The organism is Streptomyces sp. NPDC014676 (assembly GCF_043084105.1).
Taxonomy (GTDB): domain Bacteria; phylum Actinomycetota; class Actinomycetes; order Streptomycetales; family Streptomycetaceae; genus Streptomyces.
Genome location: NZ_JBIBZI010000007.1, coordinates 182,730 through 205,212, shown reverse-complemented (window position 1 = coordinate 205,212; position 22,483 = coordinate 182,730). Strand labels below are relative to the sequence as shown.

At 73.7% G+C, this 22,483-nt stretch carries 22 protein-coding genes; 7 read left to right on the top strand and 15 right to left on the bottom strand.

The genetic code is table 11. The features are described from left to right. Positions 1 to 88: 88 nt before the first annotated feature. The 5 genes from ACF1DX_RS21435 to infC form a co-directional block, all read right to left on the bottom strand. Positions 89 to 1,225 carry an ATP-binding protein gene (locus tag ACF1DX_RS21435; RefSeq protein WP_391792733.1) on the bottom strand — a complete coding sequence of 379 codons (1,137 nt, stop codon included), beginning with the start codon at positions 1,223 to 1,225 and terminating at the stop codon, positions 89 to 91. Between the two features lie 91 nt (positions 1,226 to 1,316). Beyond that, a complete protein-coding gene (locus ACF1DX_RS21430) occupies positions 1,317 to 2,165 on the bottom strand; it encodes a TrmH family RNA methyltransferase (protein WP_391792732.1) in 849 nt (282 codons plus the stop codon). A gap of 251 nt (positions 2,166 to 2,416) precedes the next feature. Continuing rightward, positions 2,417 to 2,800 (bottom strand): 50S ribosomal protein L20, encoded by a 384-nt coding sequence (gene rplT / locus ACF1DX_RS21425; RefSeq protein ID WP_004933571.1) that lies wholly within the window; start codon positions 2,798 to 2,800, stop codon positions 2,417 to 2,419. A 97-nt stretch (positions 2,801 to 2,897) separates the two neighbouring features. Then, on the bottom strand, positions 2,898 to 3,092 hold the full coding sequence (gene rpmI / locus ACF1DX_RS21420; RefSeq protein ID WP_003977225.1) for a 50S ribosomal protein L35: 195 nt from the start codon (positions 3,090 to 3,092) through the stop codon (positions 2,898 to 2,900). 114 nt (positions 3,093 to 3,206) lie between these two features. Beyond that, entirely contained in the window at positions 3,207 to 3,860 is a 654-nt protein-coding gene (infC, locus tag ACF1DX_RS21415; RefSeq protein ID WP_217130446.1) for a translation initiation factor IF-3, read from the bottom strand. Between the two features lie 395 nt (positions 3,861 to 4,255). On the opposite strand from infC, the gene ACF1DX_RS21410 reads away from it, so the two are divergent. Then, entirely contained in the window at positions 4,256 to 4,633 is a 378-nt protein-coding gene (locus ACF1DX_RS21410) for a DUF1844 domain-containing protein (protein ID WP_391792731.1), read from the top strand. A 4-nt stretch (positions 4,634 to 4,637) separates the two neighbouring features. Here the strand turns inward: ACF1DX_RS21410 and ACF1DX_RS21405 are convergent, their stop codons facing one another. After that, positions 4,638 to 5,369, bottom strand: a complete 732-nt coding sequence (locus ACF1DX_RS21405; RefSeq protein WP_391792730.1) for an SseB family protein — start codon at positions 5,367 to 5,369, stop codon at positions 4,638 to 4,640. A 117-nt stretch (positions 5,370 to 5,486) separates the two neighbouring features. Between ACF1DX_RS21405 and ACF1DX_RS21400 the strand changes: the two genes are divergently transcribed. Beyond that, positions 5,487 to 6,470 (top strand): serine hydrolase, encoded by a 984-nt coding sequence (locus ACF1DX_RS21400; protein WP_391792729.1) that lies wholly within the window; start codon positions 5,487 to 5,489, stop codon positions 6,468 to 6,470. Here the strand turns inward: ACF1DX_RS21400 and mycP are convergent. Then, on the bottom strand, positions 6,455 to 7,642 hold the full coding sequence (gene mycP / locus ACF1DX_RS21395; RefSeq protein ID WP_391792728.1) for a type VII secretion-associated serine protease mycosin: 1,188 nt from the start codon (positions 7,640 to 7,642) through the stop codon (positions 6,455 to 6,457). The two genes, ACF1DX_RS21400 and mycP, sit on opposite strands and share 16 nt — an antisense overlap. Next, positions 7,639 to 8,598, bottom strand: coding sequence for a hypothetical protein (locus ACF1DX_RS21390; RefSeq protein WP_391792727.1), 960 nt, complete (start codon positions 8,596 to 8,598; stop codon positions 7,639 to 7,641). The genes mycP and ACF1DX_RS21390 overlap by 4 nt, the downstream gene beginning before the upstream one ends. A gap of 1,026 nt (positions 8,599 to 9,624) precedes the next feature. On the opposite strand from ACF1DX_RS21390, the gene ACF1DX_RS21385 reads away from it, so the two are divergent. Beyond that, on the top strand, positions 9,625 to 10,827 hold the full coding sequence (locus ACF1DX_RS21385) for an amino acid deaminase/aldolase (RefSeq protein ID WP_391792726.1): 1,203 nt from the start codon (positions 9,625 to 9,627) through the stop codon (positions 10,825 to 10,827). 4 nt (positions 10,828 to 10,831) lie between these two features. On the opposite strand, the gene ACF1DX_RS21380 is transcribed toward ACF1DX_RS21385, so the two are convergent. The 4 genes from ACF1DX_RS21380 to ACF1DX_RS21365 are packed head-to-tail and all read right to left on the bottom strand — an operon-like array spanning position 10,832 to position 15,295. After that, positions 10,832 to 11,725 carry a DUF2510 domain-containing protein gene (locus ACF1DX_RS21380; protein WP_391792908.1) on the bottom strand — a complete coding sequence of 298 codons (894 nt, stop codon included), beginning with the start codon at positions 11,723 to 11,725 and terminating at the stop codon, positions 10,832 to 10,834. A gap of 28 nt (positions 11,726 to 11,753) precedes the next feature. Next, complete coding sequence (locus ACF1DX_RS21375) at positions 11,754 to 12,536, bottom strand: 3-oxoacyl-ACP reductase (protein ID WP_391792725.1); 783 nt, start codon at positions 12,534 to 12,536, stop codon at positions 11,754 to 11,756. Positions 12,537 to 12,542: 6 nt separating this feature from the next. Further along, a complete protein-coding gene (locus tag ACF1DX_RS21370; RefSeq protein ID WP_391792724.1) occupies positions 12,543 to 13,916 on the bottom strand; it encodes an aldehyde dehydrogenase family protein in 1,374 nt (457 codons plus the stop codon). Between the two features lie 8 nt (positions 13,917 to 13,924). After that, positions 13,925 to 15,295 carry a glutamine synthetase family protein gene (locus ACF1DX_RS21365; RefSeq protein WP_391792723.1) on the bottom strand — a complete coding sequence of 457 codons (1,371 nt, stop codon included), beginning with the start codon at positions 15,293 to 15,295 and terminating at the stop codon, positions 13,925 to 13,927. A gap of 117 nt (positions 15,296 to 15,412) precedes the next feature. Between ACF1DX_RS21365 and ACF1DX_RS21360 the strand changes: the two genes are divergently transcribed. The 3 genes from ACF1DX_RS21360 (at position 15,413) to ACF1DX_RS21350 (ending at position 18,461) form a co-directional block, all read left to right on the top strand. Beyond that, positions 15,413 to 16,147, top strand: a complete 735-nt coding sequence (locus tag ACF1DX_RS21360) for a FadR/GntR family transcriptional regulator (RefSeq protein ID WP_391792722.1) — start codon at positions 15,413 to 15,415, stop codon at positions 16,145 to 16,147. A 145-nt stretch (positions 16,148 to 16,292) separates the two neighbouring features. Next, on the top strand, positions 16,293 to 17,738 hold the full coding sequence (eat, locus tag ACF1DX_RS21355) for an ethanolamine permease (protein ID WP_391792721.1): 1,446 nt from the start codon (positions 16,293 to 16,295) through the stop codon (positions 17,736 to 17,738). A 21-nt stretch (positions 17,739 to 17,759) separates the two neighbouring features. Next, a complete protein-coding gene (locus tag ACF1DX_RS21350) occupies positions 17,760 to 18,461 on the top strand; it encodes a gamma-glutamyl-gamma-aminobutyrate hydrolase family protein (protein ID WP_391792720.1) in 702 nt (233 codons plus the stop codon). Between the two features lie 179 nt (positions 18,462 to 18,640). Here ACF1DX_RS21350 and ACF1DX_RS21345 read toward each other — a convergent pair whose 3' ends face one another. Next, on the bottom strand, positions 18,641 to 19,582 hold the full coding sequence (locus ACF1DX_RS21345; RefSeq protein ID WP_391792719.1) for a LysR family transcriptional regulator: 942 nt from the start codon (positions 19,580 to 19,582) through the stop codon (positions 18,641 to 18,643). A 70-nt stretch (positions 19,583 to 19,652) separates the two neighbouring features. Between ACF1DX_RS21345 and ACF1DX_RS21340 the strand changes: the two genes are divergently transcribed. Beyond that, positions 19,653 to 20,819 carry a TDT family transporter gene (locus ACF1DX_RS21340; protein WP_391792718.1) on the top strand — a complete coding sequence of 389 codons (1,167 nt, stop codon included), beginning with the start codon at positions 19,653 to 19,655 and terminating at the stop codon, positions 20,817 to 20,819. Here the strand turns inward: ACF1DX_RS21340 and ACF1DX_RS21335 are convergent. Both ACF1DX_RS21335 and ACF1DX_RS21330 read right to left on the bottom strand, forming a co-directional pair. Next, on the bottom strand, positions 20,746 to 21,474 hold the full coding sequence (locus ACF1DX_RS21335) for a helical backbone metal receptor (protein ID WP_391792717.1): 729 nt from the start codon (positions 21,472 to 21,474) through the stop codon (positions 20,746 to 20,748). The genes ACF1DX_RS21340 and ACF1DX_RS21335 overlap by 74 nt on opposite strands. Further along, entirely contained in the window at positions 21,471 to 22,040 is a 570-nt protein-coding gene (locus tag ACF1DX_RS21330; RefSeq protein ID WP_391792716.1) for a helix-turn-helix domain-containing protein, read from the bottom strand. The genes ACF1DX_RS21335 and ACF1DX_RS21330 overlap by 4 nt, the downstream gene beginning before the upstream one ends. Between the last annotated feature and the right edge of the window lie 443 nt (positions 22,041 to 22,483).

The window sequence follows — 22,483 nt, the reverse complement described above, 5'->3', positions numbered from 1 at the left end:
GTCCTGGTTTTTGGGACACAAAGGTGCCAAAGGCCGAGTCTAACGGGGTGGGGGAACGCGGATGCGCCCGTGGGGCCCGGCCCGGATCTCAGGTGAGATACGCGGGGGCCGCCACGGGCAACGTAAATCGGAACTGCGCGCCGCCGCCGGGGGCGCGTCCGACCGTGATGGTGCCGCCGTGGGCTTCGACGATGCCCTTGACGATGTACAGCCCGAGGCCCGTCCCGCCGCGCTTGCTGCCCCGCCAGAAGCGGGTGAAGACGCGGTTCATGGACTCCTCCGGAATGCCGGGCCCCTCGTCGCTCACCGTGACCGACGTGCCGGTGTCCTCCCGTTCGCGCGGGGACGCCGAGGGCGTGATGTCGATGGTGACAGTTCCCTCGCCGTGGCGCACCGCGTTTTCCAGCAGGTTGCTGAGCACCTGGTCGACCTTGTCGGGGTCGGCCCACAGGTCGGGCAGCGGGTGCTGCACGCGGAGCAGGAACCGGTCGGCCTGCTGTCCGGCGGCGACGTAGGCCTGGATGTGCCGTCCGACGGCGGCCCCGATGTCGACGGGCTGGCGGCGCACCTCCAGGCGCCCGGAGTCGATGCGGGATATGTCGAGCAGCTCGGCGATGAGCCGGGTGACCCGGTCGGCGTCGGCGTCGACGGTCTCCAGCATCAGCCGTTTCTGGTCGTCGGTGAACCGCTCCCACTTGGCGAGCAGGGTGGCCGTGAAGCCCTTGACGGAGGTGAGTGGGGAGCGCAGTTCGTGGGCGACGGTGGCGATCAGTTCGGCGTGGCTGCGCTCGGTGCGGCGCCGGGCCTCGGTGTCGCGCAGGGTGACGACGACGCGGCGGACGGGGCCGGTGGGTTCGGCGCGGACGTAGCGGGCGGAGACGAGGACCTCGCGGCCGCCGGGGAGCAGCAGGTTGCGTTCAGGCTGGCGGACGCGGATGGCGAGGCCGCCGTAGGGGTCGGTGAGCTGCCACCAGCGGCGGCCCTCCAGGTCCTCTAACGGCAGGGCGGTCTCCAGCCGCTGTCCGAGGGCCTGCCCGGCGGGGACGGCCGTGATGCGGACGGCCGCCGCGTTGAAGCAGATCACCCGTCCGTGCTCGTCGGCGACGACGAGTCCGTCGGGCAGTTGGTCGGGGTCGAGGCCGAGTTCGGCGAGATCACCGGGCCGGGGCGCGGGCGGGCGCGCCGCCCGCTGTGCTCCCGGTGCGCTGCTCGTGCCGACGCTCATCCCCGTACCCCACCTCTCGAACGTCCTCGGGGCGCCCCGTGCTCGAGTCCTGCCGAGAGCTTGGGGGAGGGTCCCCGAGCTGGTCACCCTACTAGTTCCCGGTGACGGAGCGGCACCCTCCGGCGGCGCGCTGTGCACGTGCCGACGCGTAGAGACATACGGCGGCGGCGGTGGCGAGGTTCAGGCTCTCCGCCTTTCCGTGGATGGGGACGCGGACGACGGCGTCGGTGAGGGCGCGGGTCTCCTCGGGCAGGCCCCAGGCCTCGTTGCCGAAGACCCAGGCGGTGGGCCCGCCCATGGTGCCCTTGTCGAGCTCGTCGTCGAGGTCCCGGTCCCCGGCGCCGTCGGCGGCGAGCAGCCGCACGCCCGCGTCCCGCAGTCCGCTCACGGCCCGTTCGACGGGGACGCCGACGGCGACGGGCAGGTGGAACAGGGAGCCGACGGAGGCACGCACGGCCTTGGGGTTGTACAGGTCGACGGAGGCGTCGGTGAGGACGACGGCCTCGGCTCCGGCGGCGTCGGCGCAGCGCAGCACGGTGCCGGCGTTCCCGGGGTCGCGGACGTGCGCGAGGACGGCGACGAGCCTGGGCCGGGCGGCGAGGATCTCCTCGAACGGCGTGTCCAGGAACCGGCACACCCCGACGAGTCCCTGCGGGGTGACGGTGGTGGAGATGTCGGCGATGACGTCCTCGGAGGCGAGGTGGATCCGGGCGCCGGCGTCGCGGGCCCCGCCGATGATGTCGGCGTACCGCTCGGCGGCCTCGACGGTGGCGAACAGCTCGACGAGCGTGTCCCCGTGGCCGGCGGCCTCCCGCACGGCCTGCGGCCCCTCGGCGAGGAACAGCCGCTCCTTCCCCCGGAAGTTCCGCTTGCCGAGCCGCCGGGCGGCACTCACGCGGGTGGAACGGGGAGAGATCGGCTCGGGGCTGACGGGGGGCATCTTCTTCACCTTCGGGAGAATCGCAACGAGCGGCATTTCTTGGGGCGCGGCATCAGCATCGCCCCCGGCACCGACGTACGGCCGCCGTGCAGGCGGAGGCCCGCCGCAACGCCCGGGGGCGCGGGGAAACTGCGCGACCAGCCCCTACGGACCCGCAGCCGAGAACCCGCCGTGGAACGGCAAACAACAGGACCCGCAAGCCGTAAGCCTGCGGGTCCTGCACTCACGTGCGGCTCAAAGCCGACGCAGCGTCACGCGGCCTTCGGCGCGTTGACGTCGGCCGGCAGCGCCTTCTGCGCGACCTCGACCAGCGCCGCGAAGGCGGTCGCGTCGTTGACGGCCAGCTCCGCGAGGATCTTGCGGTCGACCTCGACGTTGGCGGCCTTCAGGCCCTGGATGAAGCGGTTGTACGTGATGCCGTTGGCGCGGGCAGCGGCGTTGATGCGCTGGATCCACAGCTGGCGGAAGTCACCCTTGCGCTTCTTGCGGTCGTTGTAGTTGTAGACCAGCGAGTGGGTGACCTGCTCCTTGGCCTTGCGGTACAGGCGCGAGCGCTGACCGCGGTAGCCGGAGGCCTGCTCGAGGATCGCCCGGCGCTTCTTGTGGGCGTTGACTGCCCGCTTGACGCGTGCCACTTGTTAACTCCTTGTAGCGGGGCCGTGGTTGTCCTCACACGACCCGGTATCGATGGGGTCCCGGTCCTGCCGTACGGCGCTCAGTGGCGCCCGTACGTCACTTGCCGAGAAGCTTCTTGATCTTCGCGGCGTCGCCCGGGGCCATCTCGGCGTTGCCGGTGAGGCGACGCGTCACGCGGGACGACTTGTGCTCGAGCAGGTGGCGCTTGCCGGCGCGCTCGCGGAGCACCTTGCCGGAGCCGGTGATCTTGAAGCGCTTGCTGGCACCGCTGTGCGACTTGTTCTTCGGCATAGCGCCGTTCTCTCCTCGTCGGTGGCGCTCCGGTGCCCGGTCATGAGAACCGGGCACGGTGGAGCGTCGTACTTGTTTCGGTTACGTCCTGGGGGACTCGCGTCCTCCCGGGGGTCACGCCTCCGCGGAAGCCTCGGCCGGGGCGTCGGCGTTCGCGGCGTCGGGGTCCGCGGCGTTCATCGAACGGCCGGGGTTGGCCTTCGCCTCCGCCTTGCGGGCTTCCTGTGCCTGGCGAGCCTCGGCCATCGCCTCGGTCTTCTTCTTGTGCGGACCGAGAACCATGATCATGTTGCGACCGTCCTGCTTCGGGTTCGACTCCACGAAACCGAGGTCCTGGACGTCCTCCGCGAGACGCTGCAGCAGTCGGTAGCCGAGCTCCGGCCGGGACTGCTCGCGACCACGGAACATGATCGTGATCTTGACCTTGTCGCCCTGCTTGAGGAACCGGACGACGTGACCCTTCTTGGTGTCATAGTCGTGCGGGTCGATCTTCGGCCGGAGCTTCATCTCCTTGATGACCGTGTGCGCCTGGTTCTTGCGCGCCTCACGGGCCTTCATGGCCGACTCGTACTTGAACTTCCCGTAGTCCATGAGCTTGCACACGGGCGGACGGGCGTTCGCCGCGACCTCGACGAGGTCGAGGTCGTACTCCTGCGCAAGCTCCAGGGCCTTGGCAAGCGGGACAATCCCGACCTGCTCGCCGCTGGGACCGACAAGTCGCACCTCGGGAACGCGAATCCGGTCGTTGATGCGGGGCTCGGCGCTGATGGATCCTCCTCGGTAGCACCACGCGACGGTCTGGCGGACAGCCGCGTAACGTCTGTATGCGTAAGACCTAACCGCGCCGAAGCAGAAAAAATGCCCCGGACGATCACAGGCGGGGTTCCTCGAACTACCGGAACACCACCACGGGGACCGCGGGGCGCGCTTTCGGGCGGATCGCCGCCTCGGGGACGGGACCGCCTGACCGGTGACCCGCCGCCCTGAGGGCGGCCAGGTGGGAGTTCGAAGCCTCCACTTGTGGGCCGGGCTCGCGTGCCGTGAGGCATACGGGTCCGACCGGTCGTTACACAAGGTTAGCAGCTCCGGAAGGCGTGCGCTAACCGCGTGCCTCGTGCCTCCTGCTGTCAAGGGGACACGCGTCTGCGCCTATCGTGTGGGGCATGAGTGACACCTCCCCCTCGGACACCCCCGAGACCCCCGGCAACCCCGACTTCGACGCCATGGCCCGCGACATCGCGGAGGTCCCGGCGGTCGAGGTGATCGTGACGGTCGCCGTCAACCTGATGAGCGCCGCCGCCGTGAAGCTCGGTCTGACCGAGGAGGGCGACACGTTCAAGGACCTGGACGAGGCCCGCAAGCTGGTGCACGCGCTGGCCGGTCTGCTGGACGCCTCCGCGACGGAGATCAGCTCGTTCCACGCGGCACCGCTGCGCGACGGTCTGAAGTCGCTCCAGCTGGCGTTCCGCGAGGCCTCCCTGGTCCCGGACGAGACCGGCCAGGGCCCGGGTGAGAAGTACACCGGGCCGCTCTACGGCTAGGACGTCAGGGACGTACGTACAGGGGCTCGCCCGGAGGCGTGGTTCCGGCCGGCAGGACTGCCAGGTCGAGGCCGTGCACCAGGCGGGCCCTCAGTGTCTCGTCGGCGGCCAGCCGCTGGGCCACGGCGCGGGCGGCCTCCGCGGTGGGCGCGGCGGGGTCGAGGACGAGGGCGAGAGTGCCGTCGGCCTGTCCCGGCCCGAGGTGGGCGCGCAGCACGGCGGGCTCCGCGGCGACGGCGGCCCGTACGGCCTCGACGACGGCCGGGTCGGCGAGCGGGGCGGTGCTGGTGCGGCCCTCGGCGAGGGCGATCAGCGTGGGGCCGGTCAGCTCGAAGGGCACGGGCCCGGCCAGGTCCAGGACGACCGTGTCCGCCTTCTCGTGCGCGGCGGCCTGCAGTGCCTGGTGCAGCGGTACGGCGACGGGGCGGGCCGCCGGGTCCCAGCGGGCGAGCGACTCGGTGGACGTGAAGGCGGGCAGGGCGGTGCGCCCGCCGGCCTTCAGGGTCGGTACGGCCATGTCGCTGGTCTTCTCGCGGCGCAGCCCGTTCTCGTCCTCCTCCACCTCGCCGAGGACGGCCACGACGGGGACGAGCAGCCGGGCGCCCTTGAGCGCCTCCAGGACGGGGCCGACGGCGTTGCCGTCCTCGGCCCAGGCGGCGAGCGCGGCGCTCAGCCGGGGGTCGGCGGTGCCGTCGTCGTCGCGGAACGGGGAGTCGGGAATGTTCTTGTTCGCCACGGTCACCGACCCTATCGGGGGGTGGACGGCGTTCCTCACCGGCCTCTCACCGAGATCTGAGCCGGTTCTCAGCTCCGTCCAACGGTCCGCACAGCCACCGCCCCGACCATCGCGGCCATGGACTCCTCCAGCAGGCCGCGGCGGCAGCGTGCCCGCCGGTCCCGGCGCCGTGCCCTGGTCCCCCTCGCCCTCTGCCTGGCCGCCACCGGGTGCGGTACGGCGGCGGGGGCGATGTACATGACCTCGTGGGCGCATCCGCGGACGGCGGAAACCGTATCCTCGTCGGCCTCGCGGGCGACCGGAGGGGAGGAAGCGGCGGTGGAGAGCGTGACGGAGGCGGCGGTGGACCGGGACGCGCTGCTGGCGGCGGCCATGGGATCGGTGGACGTGGCGGACGGCGCCGAGGTGTCGGTGGCGGTGCTCGACCCGGACTCCGGGGAGAGCGCCTCGTACGGAGGGGGCGCCTTCGACACGGCGAGCATCGTCAAGGTCGACGTCCTGGCGGCGCTGCTGCTCCAGGCGCAGGACGCGGGGCGGACGCTGACCGCCGAGGAGAGGACGTACGCCGCCGCCATGATCGAGAACAGTGACAACGACTCCACGTCGGCGCTGTGGCGGGTGATCGGGACGGCGGACGGGCTCGACGCCGCGAACGAGCGGTTCGGGCTGACGGGGACGGCGGGCGGGGACGGCCCGCTGTGGGGGCTGACGCGGACCACGGCGGTCGACCAGATCGCGCTGTTGCGGCAGGTGTTCGACGCGGAGGGTTCGGAGCTGGACGAGGCCTCACGGGCGTATGTGCGGGAGCTGATGGAGCGGATCGCCGTGGGGCAGCGGTGGGGTGTGTCGGCGGCGGCCGACGGTGCGGAATGGGCGTTGAAGAACGGCTGGCTGCGGCGGAGCACCACCGGGCTGTGGGTGATCAACAGCATCGGGCGGGTGACGGCGGGCGGCCACGGCTACCTGGTGGCGGTGCTGTCGCGGGGCAGTGCGACCCGGGAGGAGGGGGTCGCACTGACCGAGGCCGCGGCGCGGGCGGCGGTGTCCGTGTTCACCGGGGACACCGCGGGTGACCCGGCCGGGGCTCAGGCCTCGTCGTAGGAGCGGGTGCGGCGGCCGCGCCACAGGACCACCGCGGCGACCAGCAGCACACCGCCCGCGCCGCCCGCCAGGGGGGCCGCCCAGTCGGCGGTGTCGTCGTCGGAGCCGGCGGTGTCCGGGCCGGGGCCGAAGTACTTGTCGCCGTACGCCGCCGACTTCAGGCCCTCCGGCTCCGTCCGGGACGCGGCCTCGATCGCGGCGGCCGGGTCGATGAAGCCGAAGCCGCGGGAGTCGTCGCGGCCGTCGGCGGGGGCGTTGCGGGCGGTGTCCTCCAGGAGCCGCTTGATCTGGGCCGGGGCCAGGTCCGGGTGGGCGGCCTTGACCAGGGCGACGGCGCCGGAGACGAACGCGGCGGCGGCGCTGGTGCCCCAGCCCTCGTAGTACTTGTGGTCGGGGTCGGCGATGATCACGTCGACGCCGGGGGCGCTGACCGTGGCGTACCAGCGACGGGTGGAGAACGGGGCGCGGGTGCCGTAGCGGTCGACGGCGGTGGCGGCGATGACGCCCGGGTAGGCGGCCGGGTAGGAGACGTGGTCGCCCTTCTCGCCGCCGTTCCCGGCGGAGGCGACGACGGTCACGCCCTTGCGCAGGGCGTACTGGATGGCCTGGTCCTCGCCGGGTTCGGGGTGCGCGGAGGCGGAGTCGTCACCGAGGGAGAGGTTGATGACGTCGGCGCCGTTGTCGGCGGCCCAGCGGATGCCCTCGGCGAGGGCGTTGCCGCGGGTCTTGCGGGCCTCGGCGCGGGCGTCGTCGCCGTCCTCCAGGATCACGCGGACGGGGAGGATCTTCGCCTCGGGCGCGATGCCCATGACGCCGTCGGCGTTGCCGGGGCCGTGTCCGTGGCCGGCGATGATGCCGGCCATGGCGGTGCCGTGGCGGGCCCAGGCGCGGTCGCCCTCCCTCGCGCCGAAGCCGACGAGGTCCTTGCCGGTGAGGACGTTGCCGTCGAGGTCGGGGTGGTCGGCCTCGACGCCGGTGTCCAGGACGGCGACGGTGACGCCCGCGCCCTTCGTGGTCTGCCACACCTGCTCGGTGTGCATGGCCTCCAGGGACCACTGCCGGGCGCGGATGCCGTCGGCGTGCGCGGTGGTGGCGGGGACGAGTACGAGGGCGGTGGCGAGGAGGCCGCCGAGTGCCGCCGCGGCGGGGCGCCGGCCGGTGACGGGCCTCATGACGGCTGCTCCGTGACGGTGCCGGTCTTCTTGCGCAGGCCGCGTTCGACGCGGTCGGCGAGGCCCTGGGCCTCGTGGCCGAGGCCTGCCTGGGCGGGGGCGGTGGTGGCTCCGGACTGCATGGCGTCCTCGGCGGGTTGCGGGGTGTCGACGGTGCGGCCGTCGGCCCAGCCGGAGACGGCGTAGACGACGACGGGGGCGTCCGTGAGGACGGAGACCGTCCAGGTGGCGCGCTGTGCGGCGCCGAATCCGGCGGCGGCGGTGCCCTGCTCGGCGTACGGCAGGGGCATGAGGTCGGTACGGCGGTCCAGGCGTTCCTTGTCGAAGCGGCGGGCGAGGGAGGTCATGGCGGCGGCGTCGGCCTCGGTGAACAGCAGGCCGACGGTGGTGACATGGCTCTGGGTGGCGTCGGTGTAGGTGGCGCGCAGCAGGCGCTCGCAGCCGACGGGGGCGAGGACCTTGCGCAGGAGGGCGTCGAAGGCGTTCTTGCAGCCGCTGTCGGGGGCCACGGCGATACGGGTCCAGGTCCGGTCGGCGCCGCCGGGGCCCGCGCCCTCGCCCTGGAGGGTGGGCGGGAACAGCTGGTCGACCGGGACGCTGTGCCACAGGTCCTGGGCGGCGGCGAAGCCGCTTCGGGCGCCCGGCCCGTCGGGGTCCCCGGCGAGCCAGCTTCCGGTGACGGCACCGCCGATGAGTCCCGTCCCGAGGACGAGGCAGGCGGCGGCCGCGACGGCCTGCGACCGCCCCCGCCGCCCGAGCGGCCGGGGCCGCGCGCCCTCGTCGTACCCCTCGGGCTTCCCGAACGACACCACGGGCCGCCCCGCTCCGGGCGTACCGCCCGGCGCCATGGGGGCACTCCAGGAGAGCGCGGGATCGGGCCCGTCCACCGGGCCCGCACCGGCCGGCGCGTACGCCCCGGAACGGCTCGCGCCGCCGTCGCCGGACGCGGGGTTCACTCCGGGGCGGCGCTCCTGACCGGCGCCCGGCCGCGTGTCGGACGCCGGAGGCGTGCCCGGTCGTGCGGGCCGCACGGCGCGCAGGCGGGTGGTGGTCTCCGACGGGGTTTCGGGAGGGGTGGCCGTGCCACGCGCGGTGGGCTGCGGCGGTACGGAGGGCGAGCCGCCCGGGGCCCGCGTCCCCCGGCCGACGGTCGGCGGCGTGTCGGGGAAACGGGCGGAGGCACGCGGAGGCGGGGGTGCGACGGGGCCCGTACCGGCGGCCACGCCGTCACCGAGGCCCGGAGAACGCGGCGGACCGACCCTCCCGGCCGGCGGACGCGCGGTTTCACGGGGCCCGAACACACCGGACCCACCGGAAGTCCGCCCACGGGGACCGACCGCGCCGTCGGCCTCCGTACGAGCGGAACCCTCCACCGACGGACGCGCAGACTCACGGGACCCGAACACACCGGAACCACCCGAGGTCCGCCCACGAGGACCAGCCGTGCCGTCGGCCTCCGTGCGGGCGGAACCCTCCACCGGCGGACGCGCGGGTTCGCGGGGGTCGAAGAGGCCGGAGCCGCCCGAGGTCCGCCCACGAGGACCGACCGCGCCGTCGACGTCCGTGCGGGCGGAACCCTCCGCCGGCGGACGCGCGGGTTCGCGGGGGTCGAAGAGGCCGGAGCCGCCCGAGGTGCTGCCGCGGGGGGCGGCGGGGGTTTCCGGTTGTTCCGTCGGCCTCGGTGGGTGTGCGGGGCGCGGGGGGACGGTGGGGCGCGGGGGGTGGGAGGCGCGGCGCGCTTCCGTGCTCATGCACCCCCCGTTTCGTCGTGCCCGCCCGGCAACGGACTCGTCCCGGGTAGAGATACCCGCACGGACGACGCGTCATCCCGGTCCGGACCTCCGTCCGGCGCCGCTCCGCCGTCGTGCGTGCGCGTCACTCTACGGCGTGGTCCGCGTCGAACGGGAACCAGTCCGCAGGGCCGCGGCATCTGCCCGGAACATCCCCTACCGTGCGGTAATCCCGTCTGGCAGGCTGCGCCCATGACTGCGCGCGCCGCCGACCGGGCCCGTTACGACCGGGCCACCGCCCACCTCGACGCCCCCTTCTCGATCGTGGACCTGGAGGCCTTCGACGCCAACGCGGACGATCTGGTCCGCAGGGCCGGCGGGAAGCCGGTCCGGGTCGCGAGCAAGTCCGTACGCTGTCGCGCGCTGCTCGAACGGGTCCTTGGCCGGGACGGTTTCGCGGGCGTCATGTCGTTCACCCTCGCCGAGTCCCTGTGGCTGGCCCGTTCCGGTTTCGACGACGTCCTGCTGGCCTACCCCTCCGCCGACCGCGCCCGCTACGCCGAGCTCGCCGCCGATCCCAAGCTCGCCGCCGCCGTCACGGTCATGGTCGACGATCCGGCGCAGCTCGACCTGATCGACGCCTCGCGCGGGGGCGGCGACGAAGTGGTGCGCGTCTGCCTGGAGCTGGACACGTCCCTGAAGCTGCTCGGCGGGCGGGTGCGGATCGGCGCCCGGCGTTCCCCGCTGCACTCCCCCGACCGGGTCGCCGAGTTCGCGCGCGCGGTGGCCCGGCGCCCTGGCTTCGCACTCGTCGGGATCATGGCGTACGAGGGTCATGTGGCCGGTGTCGGCGACGCGGTGGCCGGGCGGCCGCTGCGGTCGCGGGCGGTGCGGTTGATGCAGGCCGTCGCGCGCCGTGAACTCGCCGAGCGGCGGGCCGCGGTGGTGCGGGCGGTGCGGGAGGCCGTACCGGATCTGGAGTTCGTCAACGGCGGAGGCACGGGCAGTGTGCAGCACACCGCCGCGGAGGACTCGGTCACCGAGATCGCGGCCGGTTCGGGACTGTACGTGCCGCGTCTGTTCGACAACTACACGTCGTTCAGCGGGCGTCCGGCGGCCCTGTTCGCCCTGCCCGTCGTACGGCGGCCCGGTGTCGGCGTGGTGACGGTGCTGGGCGGGGGCTATCCGGCGTCGGGCGCGGCCGGCGCGGACCGGCTGCCGGTGCCGTATCTGCCCGAGGGGCTGCGGTACGACCCGCAGGAGGGGCCGGGCGAGGTGCAGACGCCGCTGCTGGGCTCGCCCGCCGACGACCTGCTGATCGGCGACACGGTGTGGTTCCGGCACGCCAAGGCGGGCGAGCTGTGCGAACGGTTCGACGCGCTGCACCTGGTGGAGGGCGACGCGGTGACGGCGACCGTGCCGACGTACCGGGGCGAGGGCCACACGTTCCTGTGACGGCTCAGTCCGCCGGGCCGATGCTGCTGCCGACGCCGCCGCCGGAGGCCGTGTCGGTGACCGAGCGGATGCCCTCGGTGATGCGGTCCATGTCGGCCGGGGGCGGGCTGTCCTCCCCCGCCTCGAAGACGTAGCGGACGAGGACCGGGGAGCCGGTGCCGACGCTGGAGGGGAACACCAGTGACTGCACGTAGCCGCCGGGCCCCTTGGCGGTGGTGACGCGCCACCGCACGAGGTAGCCGGCGCGGCCCGCCACCGCGACCGGGCCGGACTTCACGACCTCGTGGGACTCCAGGCCTCCGTAGGGGCGTTGGCCGAGGGAGTCCTTGTCGAAGGCCGCGTCGGCCGCGTCGGAGATGTCCTCCTCGGCGAGCGCCCGGGGCGAGGTCTCGTCGTTCTCGGTGACGGTGCGGGAGACGACGAGGCCGTGCCGGCAGAGGCTGCCGTCGCCGGGGCAGTCGTGGGTGCCGTCGGTGGTCATGACGACGTCGTCCTGGGTCACGTTCTCGGGCCGGACCCAGCCGTCGAGGAGCGGGAAGGTGATCCCGTTGAGCTGGTCCTCGACCACGTCCGGGTCCCCGGCGGGCGACTCGGACGCGGACGGTGACGGCGACGGGGACTCGGGGACGGACGTGGTGGCCGTCGGACCGGTGCGCGTCTCCGGGTCGCCGCCGTCCCCGCCGAGGAGCACCGCGCCGGTGACGACCGCCGCGGCCAGCACGGCCCCGGCGGTGGTGAGCGCGACCGCCTTCGTGCGGCCGGTGCCGCCGGCGGGCGGGGCCGGCGGCGCGGCGGGGGCACCGGGCGTGCGCCGGTGCTCCGTCCAGGCCGTGCCGTCCCACCAGCGTTCCAGGTGCGGTGCGTGCGGGTCGCGGTACCAGCCGGGCGGGGGCGTCATGCTCATCCGGGCACTGTAACGACGACGGCTACAGGGGGGTGACGTACGCCCCCGAGATCCCGCCGTCCACGAGGAAGTCGGTGGCGTTGACGAAGGAGGAGTCGTCGCTGGCCAGGAAGGCGACGGCGGCGGCGATCTCGTCGGCCTCGGCGAACCGGCCGAGCGGAATGTGCACCAGGCGGCGGGCGGCGCGCTCGGGGTCCTTGGCGAACAGTTCCCGCAGGAGCGGGGTGTTGACCGGGCCGGGGCACAGGGCGTTGACCCGGATGCCCTCGCGGGCGAACTGCACGCCGAGTTCGCGGGACATGGCGAGGACGCCGCCCTTGGAGGCGGTGTACGAGATCTGCGAGGTGGCCGCGCCCATCCGGGCCACGAAGGACGCGGTGTTGATGATGGAGCCCTTGCCCTGGCGCCGCATGTAGGGGAGGGCGGCCTTGCAGCACAGGTAGACGGAGGTGAGGTTGACCTCCTGGACCCGCTTCCAGGCGTCCAGCCCTGTCTCCAGGATGGAGTCGTCGTCGGGCGGGGAGATCCCGGCGTTGTTGAAGGCGACGTCGACGCTGCCGTAGGTGTCGTACGCGGCCTTGAACAGTGCCTCGACCTGCTCGGGGTCGGTGACGTCGACGTTCACGAAGATGCCGCCGGTCTCCTCGGCGGCGGCCTTGCCGCGTGCCTCGTCCACGTCCCCGCAGACGACGTGCGCGCCCTCGGAGGCGAGCCGGCGGGCGGTGGCGAGGCCGATGCCGCTGCCGGCTCCGGTGACGACGGCGGTGCGGCCGACCAGTCGGCGGCAGATGTTCTCTTCGCTCATGTGCCCTCAGGCCTCCGTGCTGATGAAGACGTTCTTGGTCTCGGTGAAGGCGGCCAGCGCGTCCGGGCCGAGCTCGCGGCCGACGCCGGACTGCTTGAACCCGCCGAAGGGGGTCCAGTAGCGGACGCTGGAGTGGGAGTTGACGGACAGGTTCCCGGCGCGGACGGCCCGGGAGACGCGCAGGGCGCGGCCGACGTCCCGGGTCCAGATCGAGCCCGAGAGTCCGTAGTCGGTGGCGTTGGCGAGGCGGACGGCGTCGGCCTCGTCGTCGAAGGGGAGGACGACGGCGACGGGTCCGAACACCTCCTCGACGGCGACACGGTCGTCCGGGCCGACGCCGGTGAGGACGGTGGGCGGGAACCAGTAGCCGGGGCCCTCGGGGGCCTTGCCGCGGATGCCGTCGAGGTCGTCGGTGACGTAGGAGCGGACGCGGGCGAGCTGGGCGGCGGAGATCAGCGGGCCCATGTCCACGTCCTCGTTTGCCGGGTCGCCCACCCGGACCGCCTCGATCGCGGGGGCGAGCAGTTCCAGGAACCGGTCGTGCGCGGAGCGCTGGACGAGGATGCGGGTGCGGGCGCAGCAGTCCTGTCCGGCGTTGTCGAGGAAGGACATGGGGGCGGCGGCCGCGGCGGCCTCCAGGTCGGCGTCGGCGAAGACGATGTTGGGGCTCTTGCCGCCGAGTTCGAGGGTGACGCGCTTGAGGCGGTCCGCGCCCTTGGCCCACACCCGTTTGCCCACGGTCGTCGACCCGGTGAACACGATCTTGGCGACGCCGGGGTGTTCGACGAGGGCGTTCCCGGCGACGGGGCCGTGCCCGGGGAGCACCTGGAACAGGCCCTCGGGCAGGCCCGCCTCCAGGGCGAGCTCGGCGAGGCGCAGGGCGGTGAGGGGGGTGGTCTCGGCGGGTTTGAGGAGCACCGCGTTGCCGGCGGCGAGGGCGGGTGCGGTGCCCCAGGCCGCGATGGGCATGGGGAAGTTCCAGGGGGCGATGACGCCGACGACGCCGAGCGGTTCGAGGAAGGTGACGTTCACCCCGCCGGGGACCGGGATCTGCCGGCCGGTGAGACGCTCCACTCCCCCGGCCGCGTAGTCGAGCAGGTCGCGGACGTTGCCCGCCTCCCAGCGGGCGTTGCCGAGGGTGTGGCCGGCCTCGCGGACCTCCAGGCGGGCCAGTTCCTCGACGTGCTCGTCGACCGCGGCGGCGAACCGGCGCAGCAGCCGGGCCCGGTCGGCGGGGGCGAGGGCGGCCCACGCGGTCTGCGCGCGTGCGGCGCGTACGACGGCGGCGTCGACGTCGGCGGGGGTCGCGGCCGGGACGGTGGCGATCACCTCCTCGGTCGCGGGGTTGCGTACCTGGAGCTCGGGGGGCTGGTCGGACACGGAGGGCCTCACATGCGTTCGAAGGAGCGGCGCAGCTCCCAGTCGGTGACCGCGGCGTCGAAGGCGTCGGTCTCGACGCGCGCCATGTTGCGGTAGTGCGCGACGACCTCGTCGCCGAAGGCCGCCTTGGCGATCGCGCTGTTCTCCCACAGCTCGGCGGCCTCGCGCAGAGTGGTGGGGACGTGTGCGAAGCCGGCCGTGTAGGCGTTGCCGGAGCAGGGCTCGGGCAGTTCCAGCTTCTGCTCGATGCCGTACAGCCCGGCCGCGACCATGCCGGCCACGGCGAGGTACGGGTTGACGTCACCGCCGGGCAGCCGGTTCTCGAAGCGCAGGGAGCGGCCGTGGCCGACCACGCGCAGCGCGCAGGTGCGGTTGTCGCGGCCCCAGGCGACGGCGGTCGGGGCGAAGGAGCCGGGCTGGAACCGCTTGTACGAGTTGATGTGCGGGGCGTAGAGCAGGGAGAACTCGCGCAGCGCGGCGAGCTGTCCGGCGAGGAAGTGCCGCATGACCTCGGACATGGCGTCCGGCACCGCGGCGGAGTCCGGCATGGCGGTCTCGCCGTCGAGGCCGGCGAGGGAGAGGTGGATGTGGCAGGAGTTGCCCTCGCGCTCGTTGTACTTGGCCATGAAGGTGAGCGAGACGCCCTCCTGGGCGGCGATCTCCTTGGCACCGGTCTTGTAGACCGCGTGCTGGTCGCAGGTGATCAGGGCCTCGTCGTAGCGGAAGGCGATCTCGTGCTGGCCCGGGTTGCACTCGCCCTTGGCGGACTCGACGGTGAGCCCGGCGCCTGCCATCTCGTTGCGGATGCGGCGCAGCAGGGGCTCGACACGGCCGGTGCCGAGCACCGAGTAGTCGACGTTGTACCGGTTGGCGGGGGTGAGCCCGCGGTAGCCGGCGTCCCACGCCTGCTCGTAGGTGTCCTTGAAGACGATGAACTCCAGCTCGGTGCCGACCTGAGCGGTGTAGCCGAGGGCGGCGAGGCGGTCCAGCTGGCGGCGCAGTATCTGCCGGGGGGCGGCGGCGACCGGGGTGCCGTCGGCCCAGGCGAGGTCGGCGACGACCAGGGCGGTGCCCTCGTTCCACGGCACCCGGCGCAGGGTGTCGAGGTCGGGGTACATGGCGAAGTCGCCGTAGCCGGTCTCCCAGGAGGACATGGCGTAGCCGTCGACGGTGTTCATGTCGGCGTCGACGGCGAGCAGGTAGTTGCAGCCCTCGGCGCCGTGCCGGAGCACCTCGTCGAGGAAGAAGCGCGCGGCGAACCGCTTGCCCTGGAGGCGTCCCTGCATGTCGGGGAAGGCCAGGACGACGGTGTCGATCTCACCGCCGGCGACGAGGGTGTGCAGCTCCTCGACGGTGAGCGGGGGTGTGCGGTCTGCCACGGGAGGGCCTCCTCGGGCTTCTGCGGGCTTCTTCGAGCTTCTTCCGGCCTTCTTCGGCCGAGCCGGGAGCCTTAAGGTATTGCCGGGAACCATTGCTTGGGAAGGGGGCACGGCCGGATGCCGGACGACACGGCCGGCGCGGTCGGGGACCGCCTGGCGCCGGTGCTGCGGCAGGTCCGCGCGGGCAACGGCTTCGAGGAGGCGCTGGAGCAGATCCTCCAGGTGGTGCGGCTGGGCCTGGTGGCGGCCGGGGAGCGACTGCCGGCCGAGCGGGAGCTGGCGGAGCGGCTGGGGATCAGCCGGGTGACGCTGCGCGAGGTGCTGAAGGTGCTCCAGGACCAGGGTCTGGTGGAGTCGCGGCGCGGCCGGTACGGCGGGACGTTCGTGCTGCCCCGCCCGACGGACACCGGGGAGGAGGAGCTGCGGCGGCGGATCGCCGAGGTCGACATCGAGGACGTGCTGCGCTTCCGTGAGGTGCTGGAGGTGGGCGCGGCGGGGCTGTGCGCGGCGCACGGGCTGACGAAGGAGCGGGCGGCGCGGCTGCGCGCGGCGCTGTCCGGCACGCAGGACGCGCCGCTGGGCGACTACCGGCGCCTCGACACGCTGTTCCACCTCACCCTGGCGGAGCTGTGCGGCTCGCCGACGCTGACCGCGCAGTACGCGGCGGTACGGGCGACGGTGAACGACCTGCTGGACTGCATCCCGCTGCTGGTGCGCAACCTGGAGCACTCGCAGCGGCAGCACGCGGCGCTGGTCGAGGCGGTGCTGGAGGGGGACGCGGACGGGGCGAGGGAGATGATGCGCGAGCACTGCGCGGGGACGGCGGCGCTGCTGCGGGGCTTCCTGGCGTGAGGGCGTGACGCCACGCGGATGGTTTACCGCGGCTTAACGCACGGGGCTTGCGCTCGCGGTGTCCGCGCCACGAAGGTATGGGCCCACAAAGGTCTGGATCCGTTCCATTGCCCCCTGCCGTCGCCGCCCCCTGGGGAGTCGCCTTGTGAGCCTTCCATCCGCGTCCCGTGAACCCGCCGATGAGCCGGACGACTACCTCGAACGCAGGAAGCTGCGCCGCGGCAGCGCCGGCTGGCTGCTGCTGACCGGCCTCGGCGTCGCCTACGTCGTGTCCGGCGACTACTCGGGCTGGAACTTCGGCCTGGCCGAGGGCGGCTTCGGCGGCCTGGCGATCGCCATGGTGGTGATGGGAGCCATGTACACCTGCATGGTCTTCGCCCTCGCCGAGCTGTCGTCGGTCCTGCCCACGGCCGGCGGCGGCTACGGCTTCGCCCGCCGGGCGCTCGGGCCGTGGGGCGGCTTCCTCACCGGCACCGCGATCCTCATCGAGTACGTCCTCGCACCCGCCGCGATCTCCATCTTCATCGGCGACTACGTCGAGTCGCTGGGCCTGTTCGGCCTGGAGTCCGGCTGGCCGGTGTACCTGGCCTGCTTCGTGATCTTCATCGGCATCCACCTGTGGGGCGTGGGCGAGGCGCTGCGCTTCAGCTTCGTCGTCACGGGCATCGCGGTGGCGGCGCTGGTCGTGTTCGCGCTCGGCGCGCTGCCCGAGTTCGACGCCTCCTCGCTGGACGACATCCCGGTGGATTCCTCCGCGTTCGGCGCGAACTCCTGGCTGCCGATGGGGCTGCTGGGCATCTGGGCGGCGTTCCCGTTCGGCATGTGGTTCTTCCTGGGCGTGGAGGGCGTACCGCTGGCCGCCGAGGAGACCAGGGAGCCGGCCCGTACGCTGCCGAGGGCGATCCGCTGGTCCATGGGCATCCTGGTGGTGCTGGCCGTGGTGACCTTCTTCGCGGCGGCCGGGGCGCGCGGCTCGGCGGCGGTCCAGGAGGCGGGCAACCCGCTGGTGGAGGCGCTCCAGCCGGACGGCGAGGCGACGGCGCTCAGCCGGATCGTGAACTACGCGGGCCTCGCGGGACTGGTCGCGTCGTTCTTCTCGCTGATCTACGCCGGTTCGCGCCAGCTCTTCGCGCTGTCCCGCGCGGGCTACCTGCCGAGGTTCCTCTCCCTCACCAGCAGCCGCAGGGCGCCCTACCTCGGTCTGCTGGTGCCCGGCGCGATCGGCTTCGCGCTGGCCGCCGGGTCCGGCGACGGCGCGCGCATGCTGAACATCGCCGTCTTCGGCGCGACGATCTCGTACGCGCTGATGTCCCTCTCGCACATCGTGCTGCGCCGCCGCGAGCCGGAGCTGCCGCGGCCGTACCGCACGCCGGGCGGGGTGCTCACCTCGTCGGTGGCGCTGGTGCTGGCCTGTGCGGCGCTGGTGGCGACGTTCCTGGTGGACGTGACGGCGGCGTTCATCGCGCTGGCGGTCTACATCGTGGCCGTGGCGTACTTCGGTCTCTACAGCCGCAGGCACCTGGTGGCGAAGGCGCCGGAGGAGGAATTCGCAGCGCTGGCGGCGGCCGAGGCCGAGTTGTCACGGGACTGAGGTGCGGGAAAGGTGCTCGGCATGACGGCCGGACCACTCATCGGCATCAGCACGTACGCGGAGTCCGGTGTGCGCTGGGGAGTGTGGCGACTGGACGCCGCGCTGCTGCCGGCCGGCTATCCGCGGCTGGTGCAGCGGGCGGGCGGACTGGCCGCGATGCTCCCCCCGGACGCGCCGGAGCGGGCGGCGGCGACCGTGGCCCGGCTCGACGGCCTGGTCGTCGCGGGCGGCCCGGACGTGGAACCCGTCCGCTACGGCGCCGAGCCCGGCCCGCGCACGGGACCTCCCGCCCGGACGCGGGACGCCTGGGAACTCGCCCTGATCGAGGCGGCCCTGGACCGCCGGATCCCGCTGCTGGGCATCTGCCGCGGCATGCAGCTCCTGAACGTCGCCCTGGGCGGCACCCTGGTCCAGCACATCGACGGCCACGCGGAGGTGCCGGGCGTCTTCGGTCACCACCCGGTCAAGCCGGTCCCCGGCACCCTCTACGGCGGCATCGCCCCGGAACAGACCTCCGTCCCCACCTACCACCACCAGGCGGTGGACCGCCTGGGCAGGAACCTGATCCCGTCGGCGTACGCGGAGGACGGCACGGTGGAGGCGATCGAACTCCCGACACCCGCCTGGGCCCTGGGCGTCCAGTGGCACCCGGAGATGGGTGAGGACACACGAGTAATGCAAGCGTTGATCAACGCCACACAGCCGCTTCCCGCGGGAAAGTAGCCCGCCCACCGCGGGCAGTCGTGCCTCCCCCAGTGCCTCAAGGGCCTGGGAGGTACCCCCAGGGCGGCACGGGTGGGCGGTGGGGGTCCCCCCGCTCGAGCGGAGCCGAGAGTGGGGGAGGCACCCCGTAAGCGCCGGGCAGCGCACCCCAGCCCAGCCCAGCCCAGCCCCAACGAGGCTCACCCCCGCGTCAGCGACAGCAGATCCCGCGCCGGCCCGGTCGGCCGGTGCCCCGTGGGCCACACCGCACGCAAATCGCGGGCGAGAGCGATCCCGTTCACAGGAACCCGCACCAGCCGCCGCATCGCCAACTCCTCCCCCACCGCGAGCTCGCTCAACACCGCCGGCCCCGCCCCACCCACAGCCGCCGCTTTCACCGCGGTGGTGGAGGACAACTCGATCAACGGCCGAGCCAACCCCCCGAGCGCCGCGTCCAGAACCTGCCGCGTCCCCGACCCCTTCTCCCGCAGGATCAACGGCGTGCTCGCCAGCTCCTCCGCCGCGATCGGCCGCCGCCGGCGGGCCCACGCGTGCGACGGCGCCGCGACCACGATCAGCCGGTCATGGGCGATCACCGCGGAATCCAGCCCCGGCGGCACCGTGAGCCCTTCCACGAACCCCACGTCCGCCTCCCCCGCCAGCAGCCTCTCCGCCACCGCCGCCGAGTTCCCGGCCAGCAGCGACACCGCCGTGTCCGGCCGGTCCGCGCGCAGCGCGAGCAGCCACCCCGGCAGCAGGTACTCGGCGATCGTCATGCTCGCCGCCACCCGCAGCCGTGAGTCCCTGCGGTCCCGCAGGGCCTGCGCGCCCGCGTCGAAGGCCTCCGCCGCCTCCACGATCCGCCGCGCCCAGTCGGTGACCAGCGCCCCCGCGTCGGTCAGCCGCGACCCGCGCGGCGAGCGGTCGACGAGCGCCACCCCGAGCTGTCGTTCCATCGACCGGATCCGGCTGCTGGCGGCGGGCTGGGTGATGCCCAGCTCCCGTGCCGCCCCGCCCAGGCTCCCCAGCCGCGCCACCGCCAGCAGCAGCTCCAGCGCCCCGAGGTCCGGCACCCGGTGAGACAGGGACCCCGGGCTCGCGGAGCGGTGCCCTGGAGGGTCGTACTCATCCGTTGTGCTCATAAGCCCAGCTTATGCCGCCATAGAGGAGGGCTCCCTGGTGCCGGCGCCCCGCCGGCCCGACCGTATGACCATGGTCACCGCAACCCGGCCCCTGCCACCCCTCCCCCGTGCCACCGCACGGCCCCCGCGTGCCACCGCCGTCCGTCACCTCGGACCCCACTGGTACGCCTGCGTGATGGGCACCGCCATCGTCGCCGGAGCGGGCGCCGCGCTCCCCGCTCACGCGACCGTCCCGCGCCCCGTGCTCACCACCGTCTGGGCGCTGTCCCTCGCCCTCCTGGCGGTCCTGCTCGCCGCCCGCGCCCTGCACTGGGCCCACCACCGCGACCGGGCTCGCGCCCACCTCCTCGACCCCGCCGTGGCGCCCTTCTACGGCTGCCTCTCCATGGCCCTGCTGGCCGTCGGCGGCGGCGCCCTGACCCTCGGGCGGGACTGGACCGGGCTGCGCGCGGCCGTCGTCCTCGACGCCGTGCTGTTCACCGCCGGTACGGCCGTCGGGCTGGCCGCCGCCGTGGCCGTCCCGTACCTCATGGCCGTACGCCACCGGGTGACGGCGCGGGAGGTGACGCCCGTCTGGCTGCTGCCGCTGGTCGCGCCCATGGTGTCCGCCGCGCTCGGGCCCCGGCTGGTGCCGTACCTCCCTCAGGGCCAGCCCCGCGCGACCCTGCTGCTCGCCTGTGTCGCGATGTTCGGGCTCAGCCTCCTGGCCACCCTGATGACGCTGCCGCTGGTCTTCGGCCGGCTGCTCACCGACGGTCCGCTGCCCCTCGCGCTCACCCCGTCGCTGTTCCTGGTGCTCGGGCCGCTCGGCCAGTCCACGACCGCCGTCGGCGCCTTCGCGGACATCGCCCCGGGGGTCGTACCGGCGCCGTACGACGAGGGCTTCCGTGTGCTCGCCGTCCTGTACGGGGTGCCCGTCACGGGGTTCGCGCTGCTGTGGCTCTGCCTCGCCGCCGCGCATGTCGTACGGGCGTGGCGGCGGGGCATGCGCTTCGCGATGACGTGGTGGTCGTTCACGTTCCCGGTCGGCACCTGTGTCACCGGCGCCGGGGCCCTCGCCTCGCACACCGGGCTGCTCGTCTACGACGTCCTGGCGCTCGCCCTGTACGCCCTGCTGGCCGGTGCCTGGGCCACCGCCGCCTGGTGCACGGCGCGCGGCCTGTTCAGCGGCGCGCTGCTCGCAGGGCCCGCCCCAGCACCGCCGGCGCCCCGGTCAGCGACGGCCCGTACCAGGTGAGGTGCCGGCCGTCGACGAGGGCGCAGGGCAGGCCGGGGAAGGCCTCCGGGCCGTCGTCGGCGGTGAAGCGGTAGGGCTCGTCGGGGAGGACCACCACGTCGGGGCCCGCCGCGCGCAGCGCGTCGAGCGGGACGCGCGGATAGCGCTCCGGGTGGTGCGCGTAGAGGTGGTCGACGCCGAGGCGGGAGAGCAGGTCGCCCGCGAAGGTGTCCCGGCCCAGCACCGTCCAGGGCCGCCGCCAGACGGGCACGACCGCCGTCCGGCGCTCCGCGGGCGCCGGCAGCGCCGCCCAGGCCGCCTCGGCCTCGTCCAGCCAGCGGGGGCGGGCGGGCACCCCGCACGCCGTGAGCACCCGGTCCAGTTCGTGGAAGGCCTGGGGCAGCGTCCGTACCTCGGTCACCAGCACGTCGAGGCCCGCCGCGCGCAGGGCCGCCAGGTCGCTCCCGCGGTTCTCCTCCTCGTTGGCGATCACCAGGTCGGGGGCGAGGGCGACGATCCGGTCGGTCCTCGGGTTCTTCGTGCCGCCGACACGGACGACGTCCAGCCCGGCCGGGTGCGTGCACCAGTCGGTGGCGCCGGCCAGGGAGCCGGGGGCGGAGAGCGCCACGGCCTCCGTCAGCGACGGGACGAGGGAGACGACCCTGGCGGGGCTCACCGGCGGGGCTTGTCCCGCAGCGCCTCGATGTGCTCGGCGACGGCGACGACCAGCAGCCGGGTCTCCGGGACCGTGGCCCGCCAGCGGTGCCGGACGCCTCCGGTGAGGTACAGGGTGTCGCCGCGGCCGAGGCGGTACGCGCGGCCCTCCGCCTCGATCTCCACCGCACCGTCCGCCACGTACATCAACTGGTCGTTGCGGAACTGCAGTTCACGGCCGGCGTCATGGTCGCCGGTGAACTCGGAGGCGTGCATCTGGTGATGACCGCGCACCAGGGGGCGCACCCGCGGTTCCGCCCACGGCTCGGCGCCCTCGGCGCGGACGACGTCCACGCTGCACGCCGGGTCGGCGGCGGCGAGGAGCTCCACGGCGGTGGTGCGCAGGGCGTCGGCGACCTTCTCCAGGGAGTTCTGGCTGGGACGCGCCCGCTCGTTCTCGATCTGGCTGAGGAAGGGAACCGACAGGCCGCTGCGCTCGGCCACGACGGCGAGGGTAAGGTCCAGCGCGCGGCGTCGTCGCCGCACGGCCGCGCCCACCCGCAAGGGCTGTTCCTTGTGGTCGCCCATCGCTCCGGCTCCCTCCTCCGCCGATCGTCCCGCACCCCGTGCGCCGCGGACCCGGCGCGCTCCTTCTCGTGAGTTGTCTGCACCCTACGCATGTTCGGCAAACCGTTTCAGGCACCTGTCACGTCGCCGTCACACGCGCCCGGCGCCGACCCGCCAGTTCACGCCAGCCGCCCCGGGGCCCCTCGGTTCCCCCGGTGCGCGATAAGGGGTGTTCCCGCCATTGTTCCCCTCCCCCGGCGAAAGGTCACCAGGAGGTCCGGGGAGGGCATCACGCTACGTGGTTGTCCGGATTCCTGCCGTGTTCCCGTCCGGTTCCGGACATGCCCGAGGGGCGGGCCCTGCCGCGCGTGCCGCGGAGTGGGCTGCCCCGCCCTCCTCCGCGCCAGCAACGCCGGGTGCACCTCCCGCCACTAGCCCAGGGCCAACTCCTCCACCCCCTCCCC